General features: G+C 38.3%; 15 protein-coding genes. 1 reads left to right on the forward strand and 14 read right to left on the reverse strand.

The features are described 5' to 3' along the window. The first annotated feature begins 148 nt into the window (after positions 1 to 148). Positions 149 to 1,726 (forward strand): GGDEF domain-containing protein, encoded by a 1,578-nt coding sequence (locus KJS44_RS13745; RefSeq protein WP_008690447.1) that lies wholly within the window; start codon positions 149 to 151, stop codon positions 1,724 to 1,726. A 92-nt stretch (positions 1,727 to 1,818) separates the two neighbouring features. Here the strand turns inward: KJS44_RS13745 and KJS44_RS13750 are convergent, their stop codons facing one another. The 14 genes from KJS44_RS13750 to KJS44_RS13815 all read right to left on the reverse strand — a co-directional run bounded on the left by KJS44_RS13750 (position 1,819) and on the right by KJS44_RS13815 (position 17,078). Beyond that, positions 1,819 to 2,454, reverse strand: coding sequence for an HAD family hydrolase (locus KJS44_RS13750; RefSeq protein WP_008690445.1), 636 nt, complete (start codon positions 2,452 to 2,454; stop codon positions 1,819 to 1,821). A 9-nt stretch (positions 2,455 to 2,463) separates the two neighbouring features. Further along, the gene (locus KJS44_RS13755; RefSeq protein WP_008690442.1) at positions 2,464 to 2,721 is read right to left on the reverse strand and encodes an HPr family phosphocarrier protein; all 258 of its coding nucleotides are present in this window, start codon (positions 2,719 to 2,721) and stop codon (positions 2,464 to 2,466) included. A gap of 93 nt (positions 2,722 to 2,814) precedes the next feature. Then, positions 2,815 to 3,876 carry an SIS domain-containing protein gene (locus KJS44_RS13760; RefSeq protein WP_008690440.1) on the reverse strand — a complete coding sequence of 354 codons (1,062 nt, stop codon included), beginning with the start codon at positions 3,874 to 3,876 and terminating at the stop codon, positions 2,815 to 2,817. 37 nt (positions 3,877 to 3,913) lie between these two features. Next, positions 3,914 to 4,735 carry a PTS system mannose/fructose/sorbose family transporter subunit IID gene (locus KJS44_RS13765; protein ID WP_008690439.1) on the reverse strand — a complete coding sequence of 274 codons (822 nt, stop codon included), beginning with the start codon at positions 4,733 to 4,735 and terminating at the stop codon, positions 3,914 to 3,916. Continuing rightward, complete coding sequence (locus KJS44_RS13770) at positions 4,728 to 5,522, reverse strand: PTS mannose/fructose/sorbose/N-acetylgalactosamine transporter subunit IIC (RefSeq protein ID WP_008690438.1); 795 nt, start codon at positions 5,520 to 5,522, stop codon at positions 4,728 to 4,730. Before KJS44_RS13770 ends, KJS44_RS13765 begins: the two co-directional genes overlap by 8 nt. Next, a complete protein-coding gene (locus tag KJS44_RS13775) occupies positions 5,519 to 6,010 on the reverse strand; it encodes a PTS system mannose/fructose/N-acetylgalactosamine-transporter subunit IIB (RefSeq protein ID WP_008690437.1) in 492 nt (163 codons plus the stop codon). Before KJS44_RS13775 ends, KJS44_RS13770 begins: the two co-directional genes overlap by 4 nt. Then, positions 6,004 to 6,438, reverse strand: a complete 435-nt coding sequence (locus KJS44_RS13780; RefSeq protein ID WP_008690436.1) for a PTS sugar transporter subunit IIA — start codon at positions 6,436 to 6,438, stop codon at positions 6,004 to 6,006. Before KJS44_RS13780 ends, KJS44_RS13775 begins: the two co-directional genes overlap by 7 nt. Before the next feature lie 152 nt (positions 6,439 to 6,590). Next, complete coding sequence (locus KJS44_RS13785; protein WP_008690435.1) at positions 6,591 to 9,413, reverse strand: sigma 54-interacting transcriptional regulator; 2,823 nt, start codon at positions 9,411 to 9,413, stop codon at positions 6,591 to 6,593. 291 nt (positions 9,414 to 9,704) lie between these two features. Further along, complete coding sequence (locus KJS44_RS13790) at positions 9,705 to 11,216, reverse strand: IMP dehydrogenase (protein WP_008690434.1); 1,512 nt, start codon at positions 11,214 to 11,216, stop codon at positions 9,705 to 9,707. Between the two features lie 252 nt (positions 11,217 to 11,468). Next, on the reverse strand, positions 11,469 to 12,908 hold the full coding sequence (glgA, locus tag KJS44_RS13795) for a glycogen synthase GlgA (protein WP_008690432.1): 1,440 nt from the start codon (positions 12,906 to 12,908) through the stop codon (positions 11,469 to 11,471). Further along, the gene (gene glgD, locus KJS44_RS13800; protein ID WP_119957495.1) at positions 12,908 to 14,023 is read right to left on the reverse strand and encodes a glucose-1-phosphate adenylyltransferase subunit GlgD; all 1,116 of its coding nucleotides are present in this window, start codon (positions 14,021 to 14,023) and stop codon (positions 12,908 to 12,910) included. Before glgD ends, glgA begins: the two co-directional genes overlap by 1 nt. A gap of 1 nt (position 14,024) precedes the next feature. Next, a complete protein-coding gene (locus KJS44_RS13805) occupies positions 14,025 to 15,161 on the reverse strand; it encodes a glucose-1-phosphate adenylyltransferase (RefSeq protein ID WP_008690428.1) in 1,137 nt (378 codons plus the stop codon). Between the two features lie 293 nt (positions 15,162 to 15,454). Continuing rightward, complete coding sequence (locus KJS44_RS13810) at positions 15,455 to 16,210, reverse strand: ABC transporter ATP-binding protein (RefSeq protein ID WP_008690427.1); 756 nt, start codon at positions 16,208 to 16,210, stop codon at positions 15,455 to 15,457. After that, positions 16,194 to 17,078 (reverse strand): ABC transporter permease, encoded by an 885-nt coding sequence (locus KJS44_RS13815; RefSeq protein WP_008690426.1) that lies wholly within the window; start codon positions 17,076 to 17,078, stop codon positions 16,194 to 16,196. The genes KJS44_RS13810 and KJS44_RS13815 overlap by 17 nt, the downstream gene beginning before the upstream one ends. Positions 17,079 to 17,103 lie beyond the last annotated feature (25 nt).

Below are 17,103 nucleotides of genomic sequence, written 5' to 3' on the forward strand. Positions count from 1 at the left end.
AATCACAATTTCTTAACAAGAGAAGATAACGCCGGTAAATTCTGAAAAATAACCACATAAATAGTATTTTTGTTAACGCTTTTATAGTATAATATGGATATCAAACATTCATAGCAAAAAATTATGGTTATAAAAAAGAGGGATGTATATGGATGAGTATAAACATAAAAAAGAGGAATTGATGAATCTGCTGGTACAGCATAGCAATGCGGATATGGATGATGAGTTTCAGCTGGCAAATGAGCTTCTGACATTAGGGGAAGCGCATAAAGATACCCATGCCATCGCCTTTGCCCACACCTTTCTAGCCGATTACCATCTGATGATTCGTGAACATGAAGCATGTCTGAAACATCTGCATATTGCATTAAACCTGGGAGAAGAATATCATTACACTGATTTATTACTACGCAACTACACCATTGCCGGTTTGTATTATAATTCTCATTTTGATGAAGTAAATGCTATTCAAAACTTATTAAATGCCTATAACTTAGCGGAGAATGAAAAAGATCTGCATCAAAAAATGGTAGTTTTAAACAATATTGCCACGATGTTTTTTCAAAAGGAAGATTATCAGGAAGCTCTGTATTATATTAAGATGGCATATCAAACCTTCTTGGATAAGAAAGCTACCATTATGACACATGCCGATCTGTTGGTTATCTTAAATCTGATACAGTTAGAAATCTTTAACGAACATTTAGATAAAGCCATAAAACGTTATCAAGAATATGCGGCGAAACTAGTATCCTTTAAAGCTTCGCCATTGTCGACACATGTCATTCGTTTATGTGAATTGTACCTTGCCAATGCCAGCAAACGTGTCGATAGCGTCAAACGAATTGCTGATTATTTCAGTGAAAGCAATCTTCATAAACATAAAAACCGGACCTATTATTTCACCTTCTACTGCGATATCTTTGCCATCCTCCTACAAATCAAAGATCAGGAACGAGCAGAAAAATATTTACAGTATATGGGAGAAATGTGTCTGGAGGATGATGTCGAACAACAGTTGCAATTGCATCGTAATTGGATTCGCTATGCGGAGTGTTTCCATTTAGAAAATGTCTTAATTAATTCCTATAAGCAATATTATATGTTACAAAAATTGGTTGAGGATATGACAAATAAGACAAAGTCAGAAAGTATGAAAGAAAAGATTAAAATGAACCAGATCATGAAAGAGCGTGATCGTTTCCGGAATGAGAAAAATCAGTTAGAGGCGCAGATAAAAATTGATGGTCTCACCCGACTGTTTAATCGTTCTTATTTTAATTCCCTGGTCTGTGCGATGCATAAAAACCCGCATGTATCAACAATTGGTATCGTGGTAGCCGATGTGGATTATTTTAAAGAATTCAATGATTATTATGGTCATCATATGGGGGATAAACTGTTACAAAACGTTGCCCGCTGTATGGATGAAAACGGCGATTCGCGTTTCTTTGCTGCACGTTTTGGCGGTGATGAATTTATCACCTTATGCGTAAATATCACAAAGGAAGATATCTGTGAATACCTCGATCATATCTATGAAGAACTTGATCAAATCGGCATGGAGCACAAGATGAATAAAGCTGCTGAAAAAGCGACAATTTCCTGTGGCTTTACGATCTTTCAAAATGATGATCTATTCCGTTATGAAGATGCCCTTACCATGGCTGATGCTGCATTATATAAAGCAAAGGCTGCCGGTAAGAATCAATATAAGCAGTATTAAAAGCTCTTTAGAGCTTTTTTATTTGATGTCATTTGCATTAAAATAAATAGCAACGAAATCATCGCGTTTTATATTTTTAAGATGTATTGATGTTACCGTAGGATGTTATAAACATCCTGAGGATCGTATAAACAATACGTATAGGGTAGTTCTTCTTCACTGACAACTCCCCATTTTGCCCATGCAAAATCAACACCGGCAGCTTTCGCACAAAGGGCATCGTTGATAGAATCGCCAATGAATAGTAATTCTTGCGCAGTCAAATTTGTTTGTTCCATAATGTAATATAAAACATCCGGTGCCGGTTTTGTATGCTTTACCACATCCTGCGTACCAATACTAGAAAAGGCTGAAAAGATATCTGCATCAAACATAGATTGCAATTCTAAAAAAGCCGTTGTATTTCGCGAAGTGGCTATTCCTAATGCAATCCCATCGTCCAGCAGTTGTCGTAAAAGTTCTTGGATACCTTCAAAGATATGCGTATGTGAAGAAAAATCTCCACACTTTCCAAAGCATAGTTCTTCAAATTGCCGTTTACAGCTTTTCGGTATCTGTAAATAGGCTAGGTTTTCCTCATCACTCATATAATAACAAGGAATAAAAAACGCGTAAGGCTGCTTCTTACGTTGAGGAAACATGGAGCTATATCCCTTTTGTATCATCGCAATCATAGCGGAAGAATCAAGTAACGTGCCATCACAATCAAAGACAATCATTTTATACATGTTATCACCTCATAAATAAGAGTGGCAGTATTGCTGTAACGCCTTCACAACGCGGCATTCATCCTCACCACAAATTTCAAATAGGATTTCTTCATCTTTATGAATACTAAGTTCCATTATTTCTACCATTCTTTTCGCATTCGCACATCGATTTTGGCAATATAGTTTTATATCACTTTGATACATTCTGGCAAATTGTGCTAATGCTGAAGCCGGCCTGGCATGAATGCCCATCATCTTTTTTACTTTATATGTTAATTTCTGCATAGTTTCTCCTAATCTTATCGCTTTGATAAAAAAGATGCTGATATGATTATTGAAACACTTCTTTCACATCAGCATCCTTTGTATAATTATAACTTAATCATCATGTGTATTAAAGTAACCTGCTTCAGGTAATGGCCCAATCGTCTTAATATTGATACCATAGTCATAGGCAAGCCGCGCTGCTAAAATTTCTACTACCGGCGCATATTGTAAGAATACAAATGGTGTTTTTAAAGGTTCAAAAGCCAAATCACATGGATGTTTGCTGTCATTGCCAATTACGAAGGCATCGCCTACTTTGTCACGGACATAACGAATCAAACCTTTGGTAATATTTTCATTGTGGCCATCATCGAAAATGATGACTGCATGACGATTTGTATACCCCATGGTAGGTCCATGCATACCATCATCCATATCATAACCAACACACAAGAATCTTCTGGCAATCTCCAAAACCTTTAAAGCGCCTTCCAATGCTGTACCATATAATGTACCGGCACCATAGATAACAAATCCATCCTTATTCATCAGTTTCCATTTATTCCGATCAAACCATTCCATCGTTTTGTCACAGATTTCATGATGCATATCAGCCGCTTTTTGAGCATCTTCCAGATATTTTGCATACTCTGTTTCACTTAATGCCTGGCGCTTTAAGCCGATTTCCATGGCAATGATCATATGCGTAAATACAGACATACAGTAACCGATCGTTCGACAGCCAAATTCCTCATTATCTGTTTCCATCAGAACATGGCAGCCACTCTCTTTTGCCAAAGGTGTTTCGGCACTTTCTGTAATTGCTACTGTCGCATAACCAAGTTCTTTCATTTTACGCTGTGCGATATTTACCAAAGTAGAAGTACCACTTTGCGATGTGAAGATGTATAAACCATTTGGATTAAATACCCGTTTGGCTAAAAAGATGTTGGGCAATATTGCTGTAGAGGCAATGCCACTTGCGGTTTCCACAAACTCCTTAGAAGTTTGACAGGATGTATGGCTGGTTCCAGAGCCGATTAAGATAATTTCATTTATGGTGGATAAGCGATCACCTAAATAATCAAACATATCTTTTGTTAATGCTTTCCTTTCCTCTAAAACTTTACGTACGGGATTAGGAACACGACGAATTGTATCAATAAGATTCATTAGCTACTCCTCCTTTTGCTATTTCAGCACAATATTTTTAAAAGATACCAATATATTTTCCGACGATGCCAAGCACCATAATGATGGCAATTAATGTTGTCGGTTTGATGTTCTTGTTTAAGAGCTTAAAACAAGCAAGGGTCAATAACAGTGGCAATAAACAAGGGAAAATGGTATCAATCATTTCCTGTATCTTTAATTCACTGCCATTCATGGTAAATACATAACCGATCTGTACGGAAACCATTGTCGCTGTCATTGCTCCTACGGTCATAAGTCCGACAATGCTGGCAGCTTTGGTGATAAAGCTCATGATACCACTTTCTTCAGCCTGCAACATAAATTTAGACCCCATCTTAAAGCCGACATAAGGCAATAAGATACGACATGGTTCTGCCAATAGATTAAATAAGACTAAGAATACAATGGGACCCAGAATATTGCCATCCTTGGCAAGACTTAAGCCGATTCCCATGGTAATCACACGCCATGTACTTTGAAAAATAGAATCTCCGATGCCGGCAAATGGTCCCATTAAGGATGTACGCACAGCTGCAATTGAAGCTTTATCAAACTCCTTATCCTTTGCTGCCTGCATTTCCATAGCCGTATTTAGTCCTGTGATGAACCCACCGACGACCGGGTTTGTATTAAAGAGTTCATAATGTCGTTTATAGCCTGCAATACGTTCTTCCTCAGTATCGTACATCTTATTGATGACAGGAATCATGGTCCATAAATATCCCATAGCCTGAAATTTTTCCCATGTATACACTGCATTAATTTGATGTGAACGTCTTGCTACTTTTGCCATTAATTTGCCATCTTCTTCATTCAAACCAAATTTCTCTCTAATCATCGAATAATTCCTCCTCTCCCTCATTTACTGTTGGAGATGTTTCACTTACCGTATGTCGTTTACTGAATTCACCCTCAAAGAATAAAACGATGACAATAATGACACCAAGTAAAGCGATTGACATCAAAGGCATACCACAATATGCTGCCATGATAAATCCTAAGAAGAAATAAACAGCAAGTTTCTTTTGCCACATCATCTTTAACAATAAACCAAAACCGACTGCACCTAACATATTCGCTGCTACCCCCATGCCATCTAATAATGTTTGTGGTAAACTGTCGATAAAAGCACTCATGACATCAGCACCTAAGAAAACAGCAAGTCCACAGATGGTACCATTAAAGATTTCATAGGATATTGAAACTACTGGGAATATTCTTTGCAAAGCTTTCCAATTGCCTTTTTCTACTTGACGTTCCACATATGGTGTAAATAAAGAACGTATACCAATGCCTGGAACAAATAGCATTTGACAAACGATAGATGCCGGTACTGCTAAAGCAATTGCTGTTTCAATACCTTTACCAAGTATAATGGCATAAGCTGCCCCAACAGCTGTTCCATGAATGGAATCCGGTGGCACTGTGCCGCCGATTGCCATAACACCCATAAATACCAATTCCAATGAAGCCCCTACCTGTACTCCTGTTGTAATATCCCCTAAAGCGATACCCATTGCCGTACCGACAACAAGTGGTCGTGTGATCATCGGATTACATAACCAGACATCCAAGAAGTCCAGTAAACAAACAGTAACTCCGACAAGTAGTGCTTGAACGATCATACTTCAACCTCCTCCTCTCGTAAGTATTTATCGATACTGATTCTATGTTCCGTAGGAACCATACGTAATTCTACTTCATCAACTCGTTTGCGCAGTTTCATCAAATCATGTAAATCATCGTTGTCTAAACATACAGCAGCCGCTATCATCTTTCCTCCTTCCTTATTTTTGACTCCACCAATATTCACACGATGAATCTGATCTGTCATACTGACAAGTCGTAAGGTATCCTGAATAGTTCTTGTGATAAGAAAAATCTTGATCTTTGCTGCCTTTGGGTTGTTAAGAAGAGCAGCTGCTTCATCAATCGTCTTAACCGCCAGTTTCACACCAGCCGGTTTTGCCATCTTTAACGCAAGCTTGCTCATCTCATTTGTCGCAGCCTCATCATTGGCGATCAGAATTGCTTCCGGTGCCACTGCTCCAACCCAAGTCACAGCCACCTGTCCATGCAGGAGACGATCATCAATCCGACAAAGTTCTACCATAATTTTTCATCCTCGATTCCTTTATCAATCGCATTATGTACTCTTTGGTAAGTAAACAAAAGCATATTATCCTTTGCATTTTGAATTACCTGTAAAAGCTTTTCTTCGATATCCCCTGTTTCATTCGCCAGAATCAACTCTAAAACAATAGATAATGTCATGCCTGTCAATAGAAATACATTAGGATAAACACAGAGATGCATCAGCTGATTATGAACACTGCCACCATAGATATCACACAGAATGATATATTCATGTGTGTTATCTTCGGCGATTTTTTTCTTCAACAGCTGATAAATATCTTGTGGCGAGTGATAGGTATCTAAACCATAAGCATCCACTCCTTCAATATCACCTACGATCATATTCGCAGCGCTTAGCATACCCTCGGCAAGTGAGCCATGAGAAGCTAATATTAAATTCTGCAATGTTTCTACCTCCCTTCTTGTTTTATGTCCTTCACCTATGATAAGCAAAAAGCGTGCCAACTTTATACAAAGTCACACGCTTATAACATTTCCCCGATGAATAGGAGAGATTTCTTGGTTTAGAAAGTTTCTAAACAAATGCTGAGAAAGGATCATTCAATACTATCCCACAATTCGTTGACACTCTCGTCCACTTCTTTGACACTATCACGCTGAAAGATACATTCATAGATATAGCCGATTTCCGACACCGGTATTTTCACATTGTAATGCTGTTCCACATCATGGAATGCTTTTTTAACAATGCGTATAAATTCCGTTTGTGTTTTTTCAAAAGTTTCTAAATGTTCAAATTTCGTCACATTTTTATTAATAATCAAGCGTTCTATCAAACAGCTGATGTGAATATACAGTCCCAAAATGACACTGCTGCTTAATTTCATATGCAATTCTTTCTGAATTGTCTTAATAATTTTTTCTACACTGTCAATGATTTTATCACTATCTAAAATCGTTAAGTAACTCAACAGATTATCCATTGAGAAATTTTTGATCATATTTTCATTAAAGGTTTCAATCTGATCCGGCCGCATGATACTTTCAAACACGGAATTCGTCTTTTCCACACTTTTCTGTTCGATCATCTCTTCCAAAGAGATGAACGGCACATCAAAGATTTTAGGATCTTTCGTTCCGACTGTAAATAGGACATTATATTTTTCAAAAACCAATGATGTCGTACCGGATTTCACTAATGAATCATAATCATAGGGTATCATGGCGATCGATACGGTCTTAGGTAAAGAATCTTCCATTAGCTTACTGATTTTTTCAGCTGTGCCAATACCCGTTTCGCATACTGCTAAAATAGCATCTTGTTTTTTACGATTTTTTACAAATTCATACCGATATTGATTGCGATGACTCGCTTGCTTTAAGATTTCCTGAATCGGCATCTCTTCCAGTATCATACTGCCAATATCTAACGCTAATTTTGTTGTGACATTGTTGATGATACCAATATCCATACGCTTCATGCCTTCCATTTTTTGATGAATCGCTTCTAAAGACCCCATATCAACCATAACAATTACTTCATTATAATTTTCTTTCCCTTTGATGTATTCACCTAATTTTTTTACCGTATCATTAAAATCACTTTCAATCGGCATATCAATTGCATCAAATATCCGCTGTTTCAATAATTGATTTGCCACTTCTGCTATGCCGCTTGCTATCGCGTAGCCATGGGCAATGATAACAGCAGGTATTGGAGAAGCAACCATCTCACGGTTAAAATAACGGAAAAAGAGAAATAAATCTAAATAACCAAATGGACCCGGGGTAAAACTTAAGGCATCTGAGATGAGCTGCCAGATATCACCTATGACATTGTATTCATTTGTGTATTCATTATGGATACGATTTTGAAGTTCTTCAGCTTCCTTGCGATTCTGTATTTTCAGTTGATTAATTGAAGAAAGGCTTTGCATATAATCGTTTAGAAAATGTACGATCATTGAGATTTCGTTATTTGAAAATTTCTCTAAATCATATTTATGAATAACAATATTCATGATATTGGTCAATAGATGATTGATCATATCCAGCTTTGGAGAATGATAGGTATGCTCAGTAAATAAAGAATCGATATATTGTTCCAATTTCAGACAGCAGCTATCTAAATAAGCATTCAGATCTTTTTCATATGCATGCAACGTATGGAATTTGTGAATCAGATATGCATTAAAATTATATAAGCGACTATCTTTATGGATGCTCAAAAACATATCTTCACTGTGAATCATCGTGCGATCATCGTAATCATACAAGGTGACATCTTTTCCGGTACTTTCTAATAAATCACTTGATAAATCATATATATGCAAAGAGACATCATCCATATCCTTTTGATTTCGTAAGAATGCTTTGGCGACACTTGCGCGAATGACATTTTTCAATTCCCCGATATTTCCTGTAAACGTATGGCGTTCTAATGTACGGAAGACAAGGTCAGACATGGAAATTTTACGTTGAATATGTTTCTCTTCTTCTTGAATTAAAAACTGTAAAAGTTCCCGTTTTTCTTGAAGAGGGCGTTCTGCTAGCGAAGGCACTTTCACAATAAGCGGAATTCTTCTTAATAATGTTTTTAAGAGGACTTCATCCGGCTGTTCCGTGGTGGCAAAAATCAATCGTGCATTTGATACATACCAAGTATCATTATCCCCCACCATATGATATATGCCTTTATCCATAAAAAGAAAGATTTTTTCCTGACATTCCGGCTTTAACCCATGCACTTCATCCATAAACAAGATACCGCCATCCGCTAAAGCCAATAACCCTTGGGTATCTTTTTCCGCACCGGTATAAGACCCCTTCTTATAACCAAAAAGATTGGTCATCAACATCTCCGGATTGTTTGCATATTCACTACAATTCATCGTCATAAAACGGCTGTCTTTAGACAGTATTTCCATCTCAACCCCATATTGGTACATTAACTGTGCAATCAGGCTTTTCCCGGTTCCCGTCGGTCCTTGTAATAAGATGGGAAGACCATGCTCCGGATAGCTAATCGCTGCTTTGCATTGTTCCACCACATAGCTAAGACTATCATTTGCTCCGATTAGGTTATGAAATGCATGCTGCTGTTTTTTTGCTAATATGTTCTTTAAATCTTCAAGCGTTTCATACAACTCCGCTTTCAATATAACGCCAAAGCGGTTTTCTAAACTTTTTCGCCAGAAAAAATATACTGGACGCGTATTCGTTTTAATGACGAGACCCTTTTGTTGAAATTCACTCATATAATGAGAAATCAAATTGCGGCTGCATGCAAATTGCGCACTCAAAAAGGATGAGGTAAGGGGTTCTAATCTTTCTTCCTGCCAATGCAAATCCTTCTCTAATTGCTCGCATTCCACTTGTAAGGTTTCCTGTAATTTCTCCCGAATATCCTTATCATTCATACGTATATTCCTTTCTCCTAACGAAAAGGTTGGTATTAAAAGCACCCCCAATATACATATCACGTATATATCTTTCTTGCATTATACCTCCTCTATATAACATATACAATGAGTTTTTAGATACCTTTTCTAGTAACCTTTACTTTTTCAAAAAAATGAATTACCTTTTCGTATTCATCGTGTGCAAAGCAGAAAGAAAAGACCACTTCTTGCAAACATATTGTTTGCGTCAAAGTGATCTTTTTACCTAATTATCTTACATAGTTGATTATGCCAGAATATAACGTATGGTTATTTGACTTTAGCATCAATCGTATTATCCTTTACGACAACATCGTGTGCGCCGCCTTCTACGATAGATGTAGAAGATACAAGTGTAATTTTTGCTTTTTTCTGTAATTCAGGAATCGTCAAAGCACCGCAATTACACATGGTATGTTTTACCTTGCTTAACGTCAGATCGACATTATCCTTCAATGCTCCCGCATATGGAACATAAGAGTCAACACCTTCTACGAATGAAAGTTTCTTACTTCCTCCCATATCGTAACGCTGCCAGTTACGTGCTCTGGCACTGCCTTCACCCCAATATTCCTTCATATATGTACCATTGATGGTAACCTTCTTTGTCGGTGATTCTTCAAAACGAGAGAAATAACGACCTAACATCACGAAATCTGCTCCCATCGCCAATGCTAAGGTAATATGGTAATCGTGTACGATACCACCATCGCTACAAATAGGAATATAGATACCTGTTTCTTTATAATATTCATCACGTGCTTTCGCAACTTCAATCGTAGCTGTAGCCTGTCCGCGTCCAATACCTTTTTGTTCACGGGTAATACAGATACTACCTCCGCCGATACCGATTTTGATAAAATCGGCACCTGCATCTGCTAAGAAACGGAAACCTTCAGCATCCACAACGTTTCCGGCACCGACTTTTACGCTGTCACCATAATGATCACGAATCCACTTTAAAGTGATTGCCTGCCATTCACTGAAGCCTTCACTTGAGTCAATACATAATACATCTGCACCTGCTTCTACCAAGGCAGGAACACGCTGTTCATAATCTCTGGTGTTAATACCGGCACCAACTAAATAACGTTTTTGGCTATCTAACAATTCATTTGGATGTTCTTTATGAGAATCGTAGTCTTTACGGAATACGAATGCTTTTAAATGCTGTTCCTCATCAATGATCGGCAACTGATTCAGTTTATGTTCCCAAATTAAATCATTTGCTTCACTTAAAGTACAGCCATCTTTACCATAGATCAGCTTTTCAAATGGTGTCATGAATTCACTGACTTTCATTGCTGTATCCATACGAGAAATACGGTAATCACGGCTTGTGATAATGCCTACAAGTTTTCCTTCCGCCGTCCCATCTTCTGTTACGGCCATCGTCGCATGACCTGTTCTTTCCTTCAGATCCAATACATCCTGTAAGGTAGCATCCGGACGAATGTTGGAATCGCTGTAAACAAAACCTGCCTTCGTCATTTTTACACGCTTTACCATTGCGGCCTCATCTTCTACGCTCTGAGAACCATAGATAAAGGAGATTCCTCCTTCTCTAGCTAAAGCACATGCCATACGCTCCCCGGATACAGACTGCATGATGGCAGATACCATTGGGATATTTAACGATAATGCAGGTTCTTCCCCTTTTTTAAATTTTACAAGAGGTGTTTTCAATGAAACATTTACTGGGGTACAATCAGAGCTGGAATATCCAGGTACCAATAGGTACTCGCTGAAAGTACGAGAGGGTTCTTCAAAATAATACGCCATAGTTCACATCTCCTTTTCTACTCAACTTATAAACTTTCCCGATTTATAATTGATATTTTAATACATTATAATGATTATCTGTTTTGAAGTCAATATAGTTTTGAAAAGATTTTCATTACCAGAGGCAGATGGTAAAGTTCTACCTTTTCACTCTTTTCTAACATGTGGCACTCTTTAAGGAAATGGGGATGATTATTGAAACATCCATTCAATAGGAAAAGGACAGCACAAAGGCTGTCCTATATCTACAGGTTAAGGATGTAACTGGGCATATAACTGACAATAGGTTTCAGCACTCTTTTCCCAGCTGACATCTGTATTCATAGCATTGCGTACAAGAATCTTCCAATCTTCTGGACGGTTATAGTATACATCTATTGCATTATACATAACCTGTACCATTTCATCTGAATTATAGTTCGCAAAACTGAATCCATTTCCAGTCTTATCAAACTCATTATACGGAGTTACCGTATCCTTCAATCCACCTGTTTCACGTACTAATGGTAATGTTCCATAGCGCATGGAAATTAACTGTGAAATACCACATGGCTCAAACAGAGATGGCATGAGGAATAAATCACTTGCCGCATAAATACGGTGTGCTAAAGAATCACTGTATCCGTTATAGAATGCAATTTTACCTTTATTGCCTTCTTCTAGCTGACGCATTTTCTCTTCGATTCCGCTTTCCCCACTACCTAAGATGGCCACTTGAATTGGCATTGCACAGATTTCAGAAAGTTTTTCCATCATCAGATAAAAACCTTTTTGCCATGTCAGTCGAGATACTGCCCCAACCAACATCACATTAGGATCTACCGTAAGACCAAGTTCTTTCTGTAATGCCATCTTATTTTCTTTTTTCTCTTTCGCTACATTTACTTTATTGTAATGGTATGGTACATCCGGATCACTCATCGGATTCCACATTTCGATATCGATGCCATTGGTAATACCCCATAAATCATACTTACGAATGTTTAATACCATTTCCATATGTTCACCATACTGTGGTGTTAAGATTTCCTGTGAATACGTAGGTGATACCGTTGTTACTTTATCCGCATACAAGATACCCGATTTCATAAAGCTGATGCCACCGTCATAGCGGACATTGCCATTATCGAAAATACGATAATCTAAGCCTAAGCAACTATCCAGCATCTCAGGTCCGAAATTACCCTGGAATGCGAGATTATGAATCGTATAAACAAAGCGGATATTGCGATAACGCTCATCAAAGCTGTGCCCTTCTTTGCACATTGCCGGTAACATACCAGTGTGCCAATCATGACAATGCATGATTTCCGGGAAGTAATTCAGCTGATTCAACATTTCTAATACGGCTTTCTGGAAGTAAGCAAAACGCTCACCATCATCGATATAACCATACAAGCCATCACGTTCAAAGTATCCTTTATGTTCTACGAAATAAAATTTAACTTCTTTACGTGTTGTAGACCAAATATTCACAGGTACTTCATGATAAGCAATGGATACACTATATTGTGCCTCTAACTGCATTTCCTCATGAAACTTCTGTGCTATTTTTAAATACATAGGCATGATTACACGAACTTCATGTCCTTTTTTCACCAGCTCCTGAGGTAAGGAACCTACAACATCTGCCAGCCCTCCACTTTTAATAAAAGGAAGACCTTCTGATGCGACCATCAATATTCTTGCCATTAGATTTTATCATTCCTTTTCACGTACAGTGGCTGATCAGGATGTCCGATCAATTCTTTTTTACGAACGATTCTAGCCTTCTTATCCACTACTACATTTTCTATATGCACATCTTCTCCAATGATGGCACCAGGCAGGATAATACTGTTTTTGATAACAGCGCCTTTTTTGATGACAACACCACGTCCGATAACACTATTCACAATGTCGCCTTCAACGATACAACCGTTGGAAACCATGCTGTTTTGAACGGTGACATCACTATAGTACTGCGTTGGACAGGAGTCATTTGTACGTGTATAGATTGGCCAGTCACTGTTAAACAAGTCCATTGCCTTATCGTAATCCAATAAATCAATATTCGCATTAAAGTAACTCTTGAAGTCGTTCACACATGCGACAAAACCACGGTGAGCCACACCACGAATATCCAATTCTGAACATTCTTCATTTACAATATCACGGAACCAATATAATGATGATATATTAGCCGCCTTTTTCACTAACGAAATGAACAAATCTTTACTCATGATGTAAGTTTCTAATGAAATTGTTTTGCTCTTCGAGTTCCCACGATTCTTTTCAATAGAAAGAACGCCTTTTTGTTTATTTAAATTCAATACATCACAGTTAATGAAAGCTTCTTTTGCGTTATCCACATTTTGATATAACATGGTAATATCTGCGCCGCTTTCAATATGTGCATCCAACAGATTTGAGAAATCCTGACGATAAATCATATGTGCAGGAGCAAGGATGACATATGGCTGATTTACATCTTCAATTGCCTGCATGTTAAACATATAGGAATTGATATCATTGTTATAGAAATCCACATCATCCATATTCTTTGCAGGCAGGATATGCAGTTTTCCACGTTTTGAGTTGATGTTGTAATGACGGCCGGTTCCCAGATGTTCAATCAAAGAACGAGGATTCGTCTTAACAAACACTTTGATGTGGTTAACACCACTATTACTCATATTAGAAATAGGAAAGTCAATCAAACGGTATCTTCCCAAAAAGGAGAATGCGGATACCGGGCGATAGTCTTCCATTCCTTTGACATTTACATTAGGTCCTTCATAATTTACGATTCCAAATGCATTGCACATATTACTCACCCCTCACTCTCTTACTGATCAGCTCAATATTTTCACTGTCAGGACTGCCGACAACAGCACCGGCATCTACCTTCACGCCTTCTGCGATAATCGAACGATGAATGATTGCACCTTCTCCGATTTCAACATTTGGCATTAGCACAGAGTCATTAACTTTCGCACCTTCCGCTACTTTTACGCTTGTGAAGAGGACTGAGTTATTAATTTCACCATTGATGACACAACCCTGATTAATATATGCATTATTAACTTTGCCTTTTGGTCCGATAAAGTGTGGAACCGTGGCAACATCTTCTGTATAAATCTTCCAATCCGGATCATTTAAATCTAATTCATTATTGGAACTTAACAAATCCATGTTTGCTTCCCATAAAGAATCAACAGTTCCAACATCTTTCCAATAGCCTTTGAATTGATATGCGTATAAACGCTTATTCTCATTCAACATCGCAGGAATAATATCTTTACCGAAGTCATGATTACTGTTAGGATCATCCATATCAGCAACCAACATTTTACGAAGTTGTTTCCAATTAAAGATGTAAATACCCATAGAAGCCAGGTTGCTCTTTGGCTTTTCTGGTTTTTCTTCAAATTCCACAATACGATCTGTTTCATCCGTATTCATGATACCAAAACGGCTTGCCTCTTTCATAGGAACCGGCAATACTGCAATTGTGGCATCTGCATCACATGCTTTATGGTGAGCCAGCATTTTAGAATAATCCATCTTATAAATATGGTCACCGGAAAGAATCAGAACATATTCCGGATTTTGCTGATCGATGAAATCAATGTTCTGTGAAATAGCATCGGCAGTACCGCGATATACATCAAAAGCAGCTCCGTCTTTTTCACGTGGAGGCAGCACGTATACTCCACTATCCTTTGCGTCCAGACCCCAACGCTGTCCAGCCGCCGCATATGAGTTCAGCAATACACTTTCATATTGAGTCAGCACACCAACAACATTGATGTTAGAATTGGCACAGTTACTTAACGGGAAGTCGATAATTCGGTATTTCCCTCCAAAGTACACTGCAGGTTTTGCGATCTTTTTGGTTAAGGCATACAGTCGTGTACCTCGACCTCCGGCCAAGATCATAGCCAGCATGTTATTTTGTCTCATGTCGAAACCCCCCTTTAGGATTTACTATATATTAAGTATAAAGGCTTTTGCTTTAAATTTCCACCCTTTTTGTTAGAAAATTGAAGATTATGTATGCGTTTTCAACATTTTTCGTGAAAATTCGTCATCAAGCAAAAACATGCAGCTTTGTCAAGAACCAATTTCCGTGCCTTTTTGCCAACTCCTTGGCGAAATGGTCCTCTTCATTAACCGCATGTTCATTATATTAACGTATGTTGCAACATATGCCTATCAATTTCTTATTCCATTTTCTTCCATATACGATTGTATAATTAAACGAAATCATACATATTCAACAAATCATCTACTGATGTTTGCCGGCGTTCTTCGCCTTCCAGGACCTTTACGATTTTTCCTTCATTTAAAATAATCGTCTTATTGCCATATTCCAATGCCTGTTTCATGTTGTGTGTAATCATAAGCGTCGTAATATGATGCTCTTTCACCATACGCTCTGTGATGTCCATCACTTGTTTGGCCGTTTTCGGATCTAAAGCCGCTGTATGCTCATCAAGCAGTAATAATTTCGGTGTTACGATGGTTGCCATTAAAAGCGTCAAGGCCTGTCGCTGACCACCGCTGAGCAGTCCGACATTTGTTGTAATACGCTCTTCCAAGCCCAAGCCTAAAGATGCTAATTGTTCAAGAAAGAATTTACGATCTCCTTTCTTGATAGCCTTACTTAACGTCGTACGTTTTCCTCGGCTATACGCCAGTCCCAGATTCTCTTCAATCGTCATATGGGGAGCCGTGCCTTTCATCGGATCTTGAAATAAACGCCCAATCACTCTGGCTCTTTTATATTCGGGCGCATAAGTGATATCCTGACCATCCAAGATGATTTCTCCTGCATCACATTCCAACGTACCACTGATTGCATTTAATAAGGTACTCTTACCGGCACCATTTGTCCCTAACACACTGATGAAATCACCATCATCTATATGGAAAGATAAATGATCCAAAGCGATGCGTTCATTACTGGTGTTTGGATAAAACGTAACACATACATCATTTAAGTCCAGCATGTTTTCTTCTCCTTTTCTTTCCTTTTACATATGGCAATGAAATAGCAAGCGCCACTAATATTGCCGAGAATAAGTTTAAATCACTTGCGCCAATGCCAAATTGCAGAGCAAAGGTTAAGATAAAGCGGTAAATAATAGCACCGCTGATGACTGCCGCAAATTGAAACGGTAATGTCTTTTTACGGAAGAAGGCCTCACCGACAATAATACTGGCAAGACCGACCACCATCATACCGACGCCTCCACTGACATCCGCAAAGTTTTGATACTGTGCAAAGATACCTCCCGCAAAAGCCACAAGCGCGTTCGCTAACGTGATTCCCATGATTTTCATCGCATCGGAATTAATGCTGCTTGCCCGCACCATAGCCTCGTTATCTCCCGTGGCACGAAGACTCATACCAAGCTGTGTTTTTAAAAAGGCATACAGTAAGATCATCAGGAATAATAGTATCACAAGAATTACGAAAGCTTTGGTATTTGCGCCAAAGATTCCCTTTAACGGAGTGAAGATCGTCGTTTTTCCAAAGATCGAAATATTAGGCTGACCGCCCATGATCTTCAGATTTATGGAATACAGTGCCGTCATTGTCAAAATGCCTGCTAACAATGGCTGTATGCGACATTTCGTTTGTAAGATGCCGGTAATTCCACCTGCCATGGCGCCTAACACAAAAGCCATGAAAACACCGAGAAACGGATGCCCCATTTGCGCGATGATTGCCGATATTGCACAACCAGTCGTAAAGCTTCCATCAATGGTCAGATCCGGTATATTTAATACCCGAAACGACAGAAAGACACCCAATGACATAATGGAGAAAATCATCCCTAATTCAATTGCGTCTTGCAAAACAGCTAATGACATGCACTTCATCCTCTCTTTAAATTGC

This window comes from Longicatena caecimuris (genome assembly GCF_018406465.1).
GTDB lineage: Bacteria > Bacillota_I > Bacilli_A > Erysipelotrichales > Erysipelotrichaceae > Longicatena > Longicatena caecimuris.

Coding starts and splice junctions, on each gene's coding strand:
- glgD (WP_119957495.1), bottom strand. CDS start 14,023: ATGTGCAATGCATTTGGAATCGTAAATTATGAAGGACCTAATGTAAAT.
- KJS44_RS13745 (WP_008690447.1), top strand. CDS start 149: ATGGATGAGTATAAACATAAAAAAGAGGAATTGATGAATCTGCTGGTA.
- KJS44_RS13810 (WP_008690427.1), bottom strand. CDS start 16,210: ATGCTGGACTTAAATGATGTATGTGTTACGTTTTATCCAAACACCAGT.
- KJS44_RS13765 (WP_008690439.1), bottom strand. CDS start 4,735: ATGATTAGAGAGAAATTTGGTTTGAATGAAGAAGATGGCAAATTAATG.
- KJS44_RS13760 (WP_008690440.1), bottom strand. CDS start 3,876: ATGAATCTTATTGATACAATTCGTCGTGTTCCTAATCCCGTACGTAAA.
- KJS44_RS13770 (WP_008690438.1), bottom strand. CDS start 5,522: ATGATCGTTCAAGCACTACTTGTCGGAGTTACTGTTTGTTTACTGGAC.
- KJS44_RS13785 (WP_008690435.1), bottom strand. CDS start 9,413: ATGAATGATAAGGATATTCGGGAGAAATTACAGGAAACCTTACAAGTG.
- KJS44_RS13775 (WP_008690437.1), bottom strand. CDS start 6,010: ATGGTAGAACTTTGTCGGATTGATGATCGTCTCCTGCATGGACAGGTG.
- KJS44_RS13790 (WP_008690434.1), bottom strand. CDS start 11,216: ATGGCGTATTATTTTGAAGAACCCTCTCGTACTTTCAGCGAGTACCTA.
- KJS44_RS13750 (WP_008690445.1), bottom strand. CDS start 2,454: ATGTATAAAATGATTGTCTTTGATTGTGATGGCACGTTACTTGATTCT.
- KJS44_RS13815 (WP_008690426.1), bottom strand. CDS start 17,078: ATGTCATTAGCTGTTTTGCAAGACGCAATTGAATTAGGGATGATTTTC.
- KJS44_RS13755 (WP_008690442.1), bottom strand. CDS start 2,721: ATGCAGAAATTAACATATAAAGTAAAAAAGATGATGGGCATTCATGCC.
- KJS44_RS13805 (WP_008690428.1), bottom strand. CDS start 15,161: ATGAGACAAAATAACATGCTGGCTATGATCTTGGCCGGAGGTCGAGGT.
- glgA (WP_008690432.1), bottom strand. CDS start 12,908: ATGGCAAGAATATTGATGGTCGCATCAGAAGGTCTTCCTTTTATTAAA.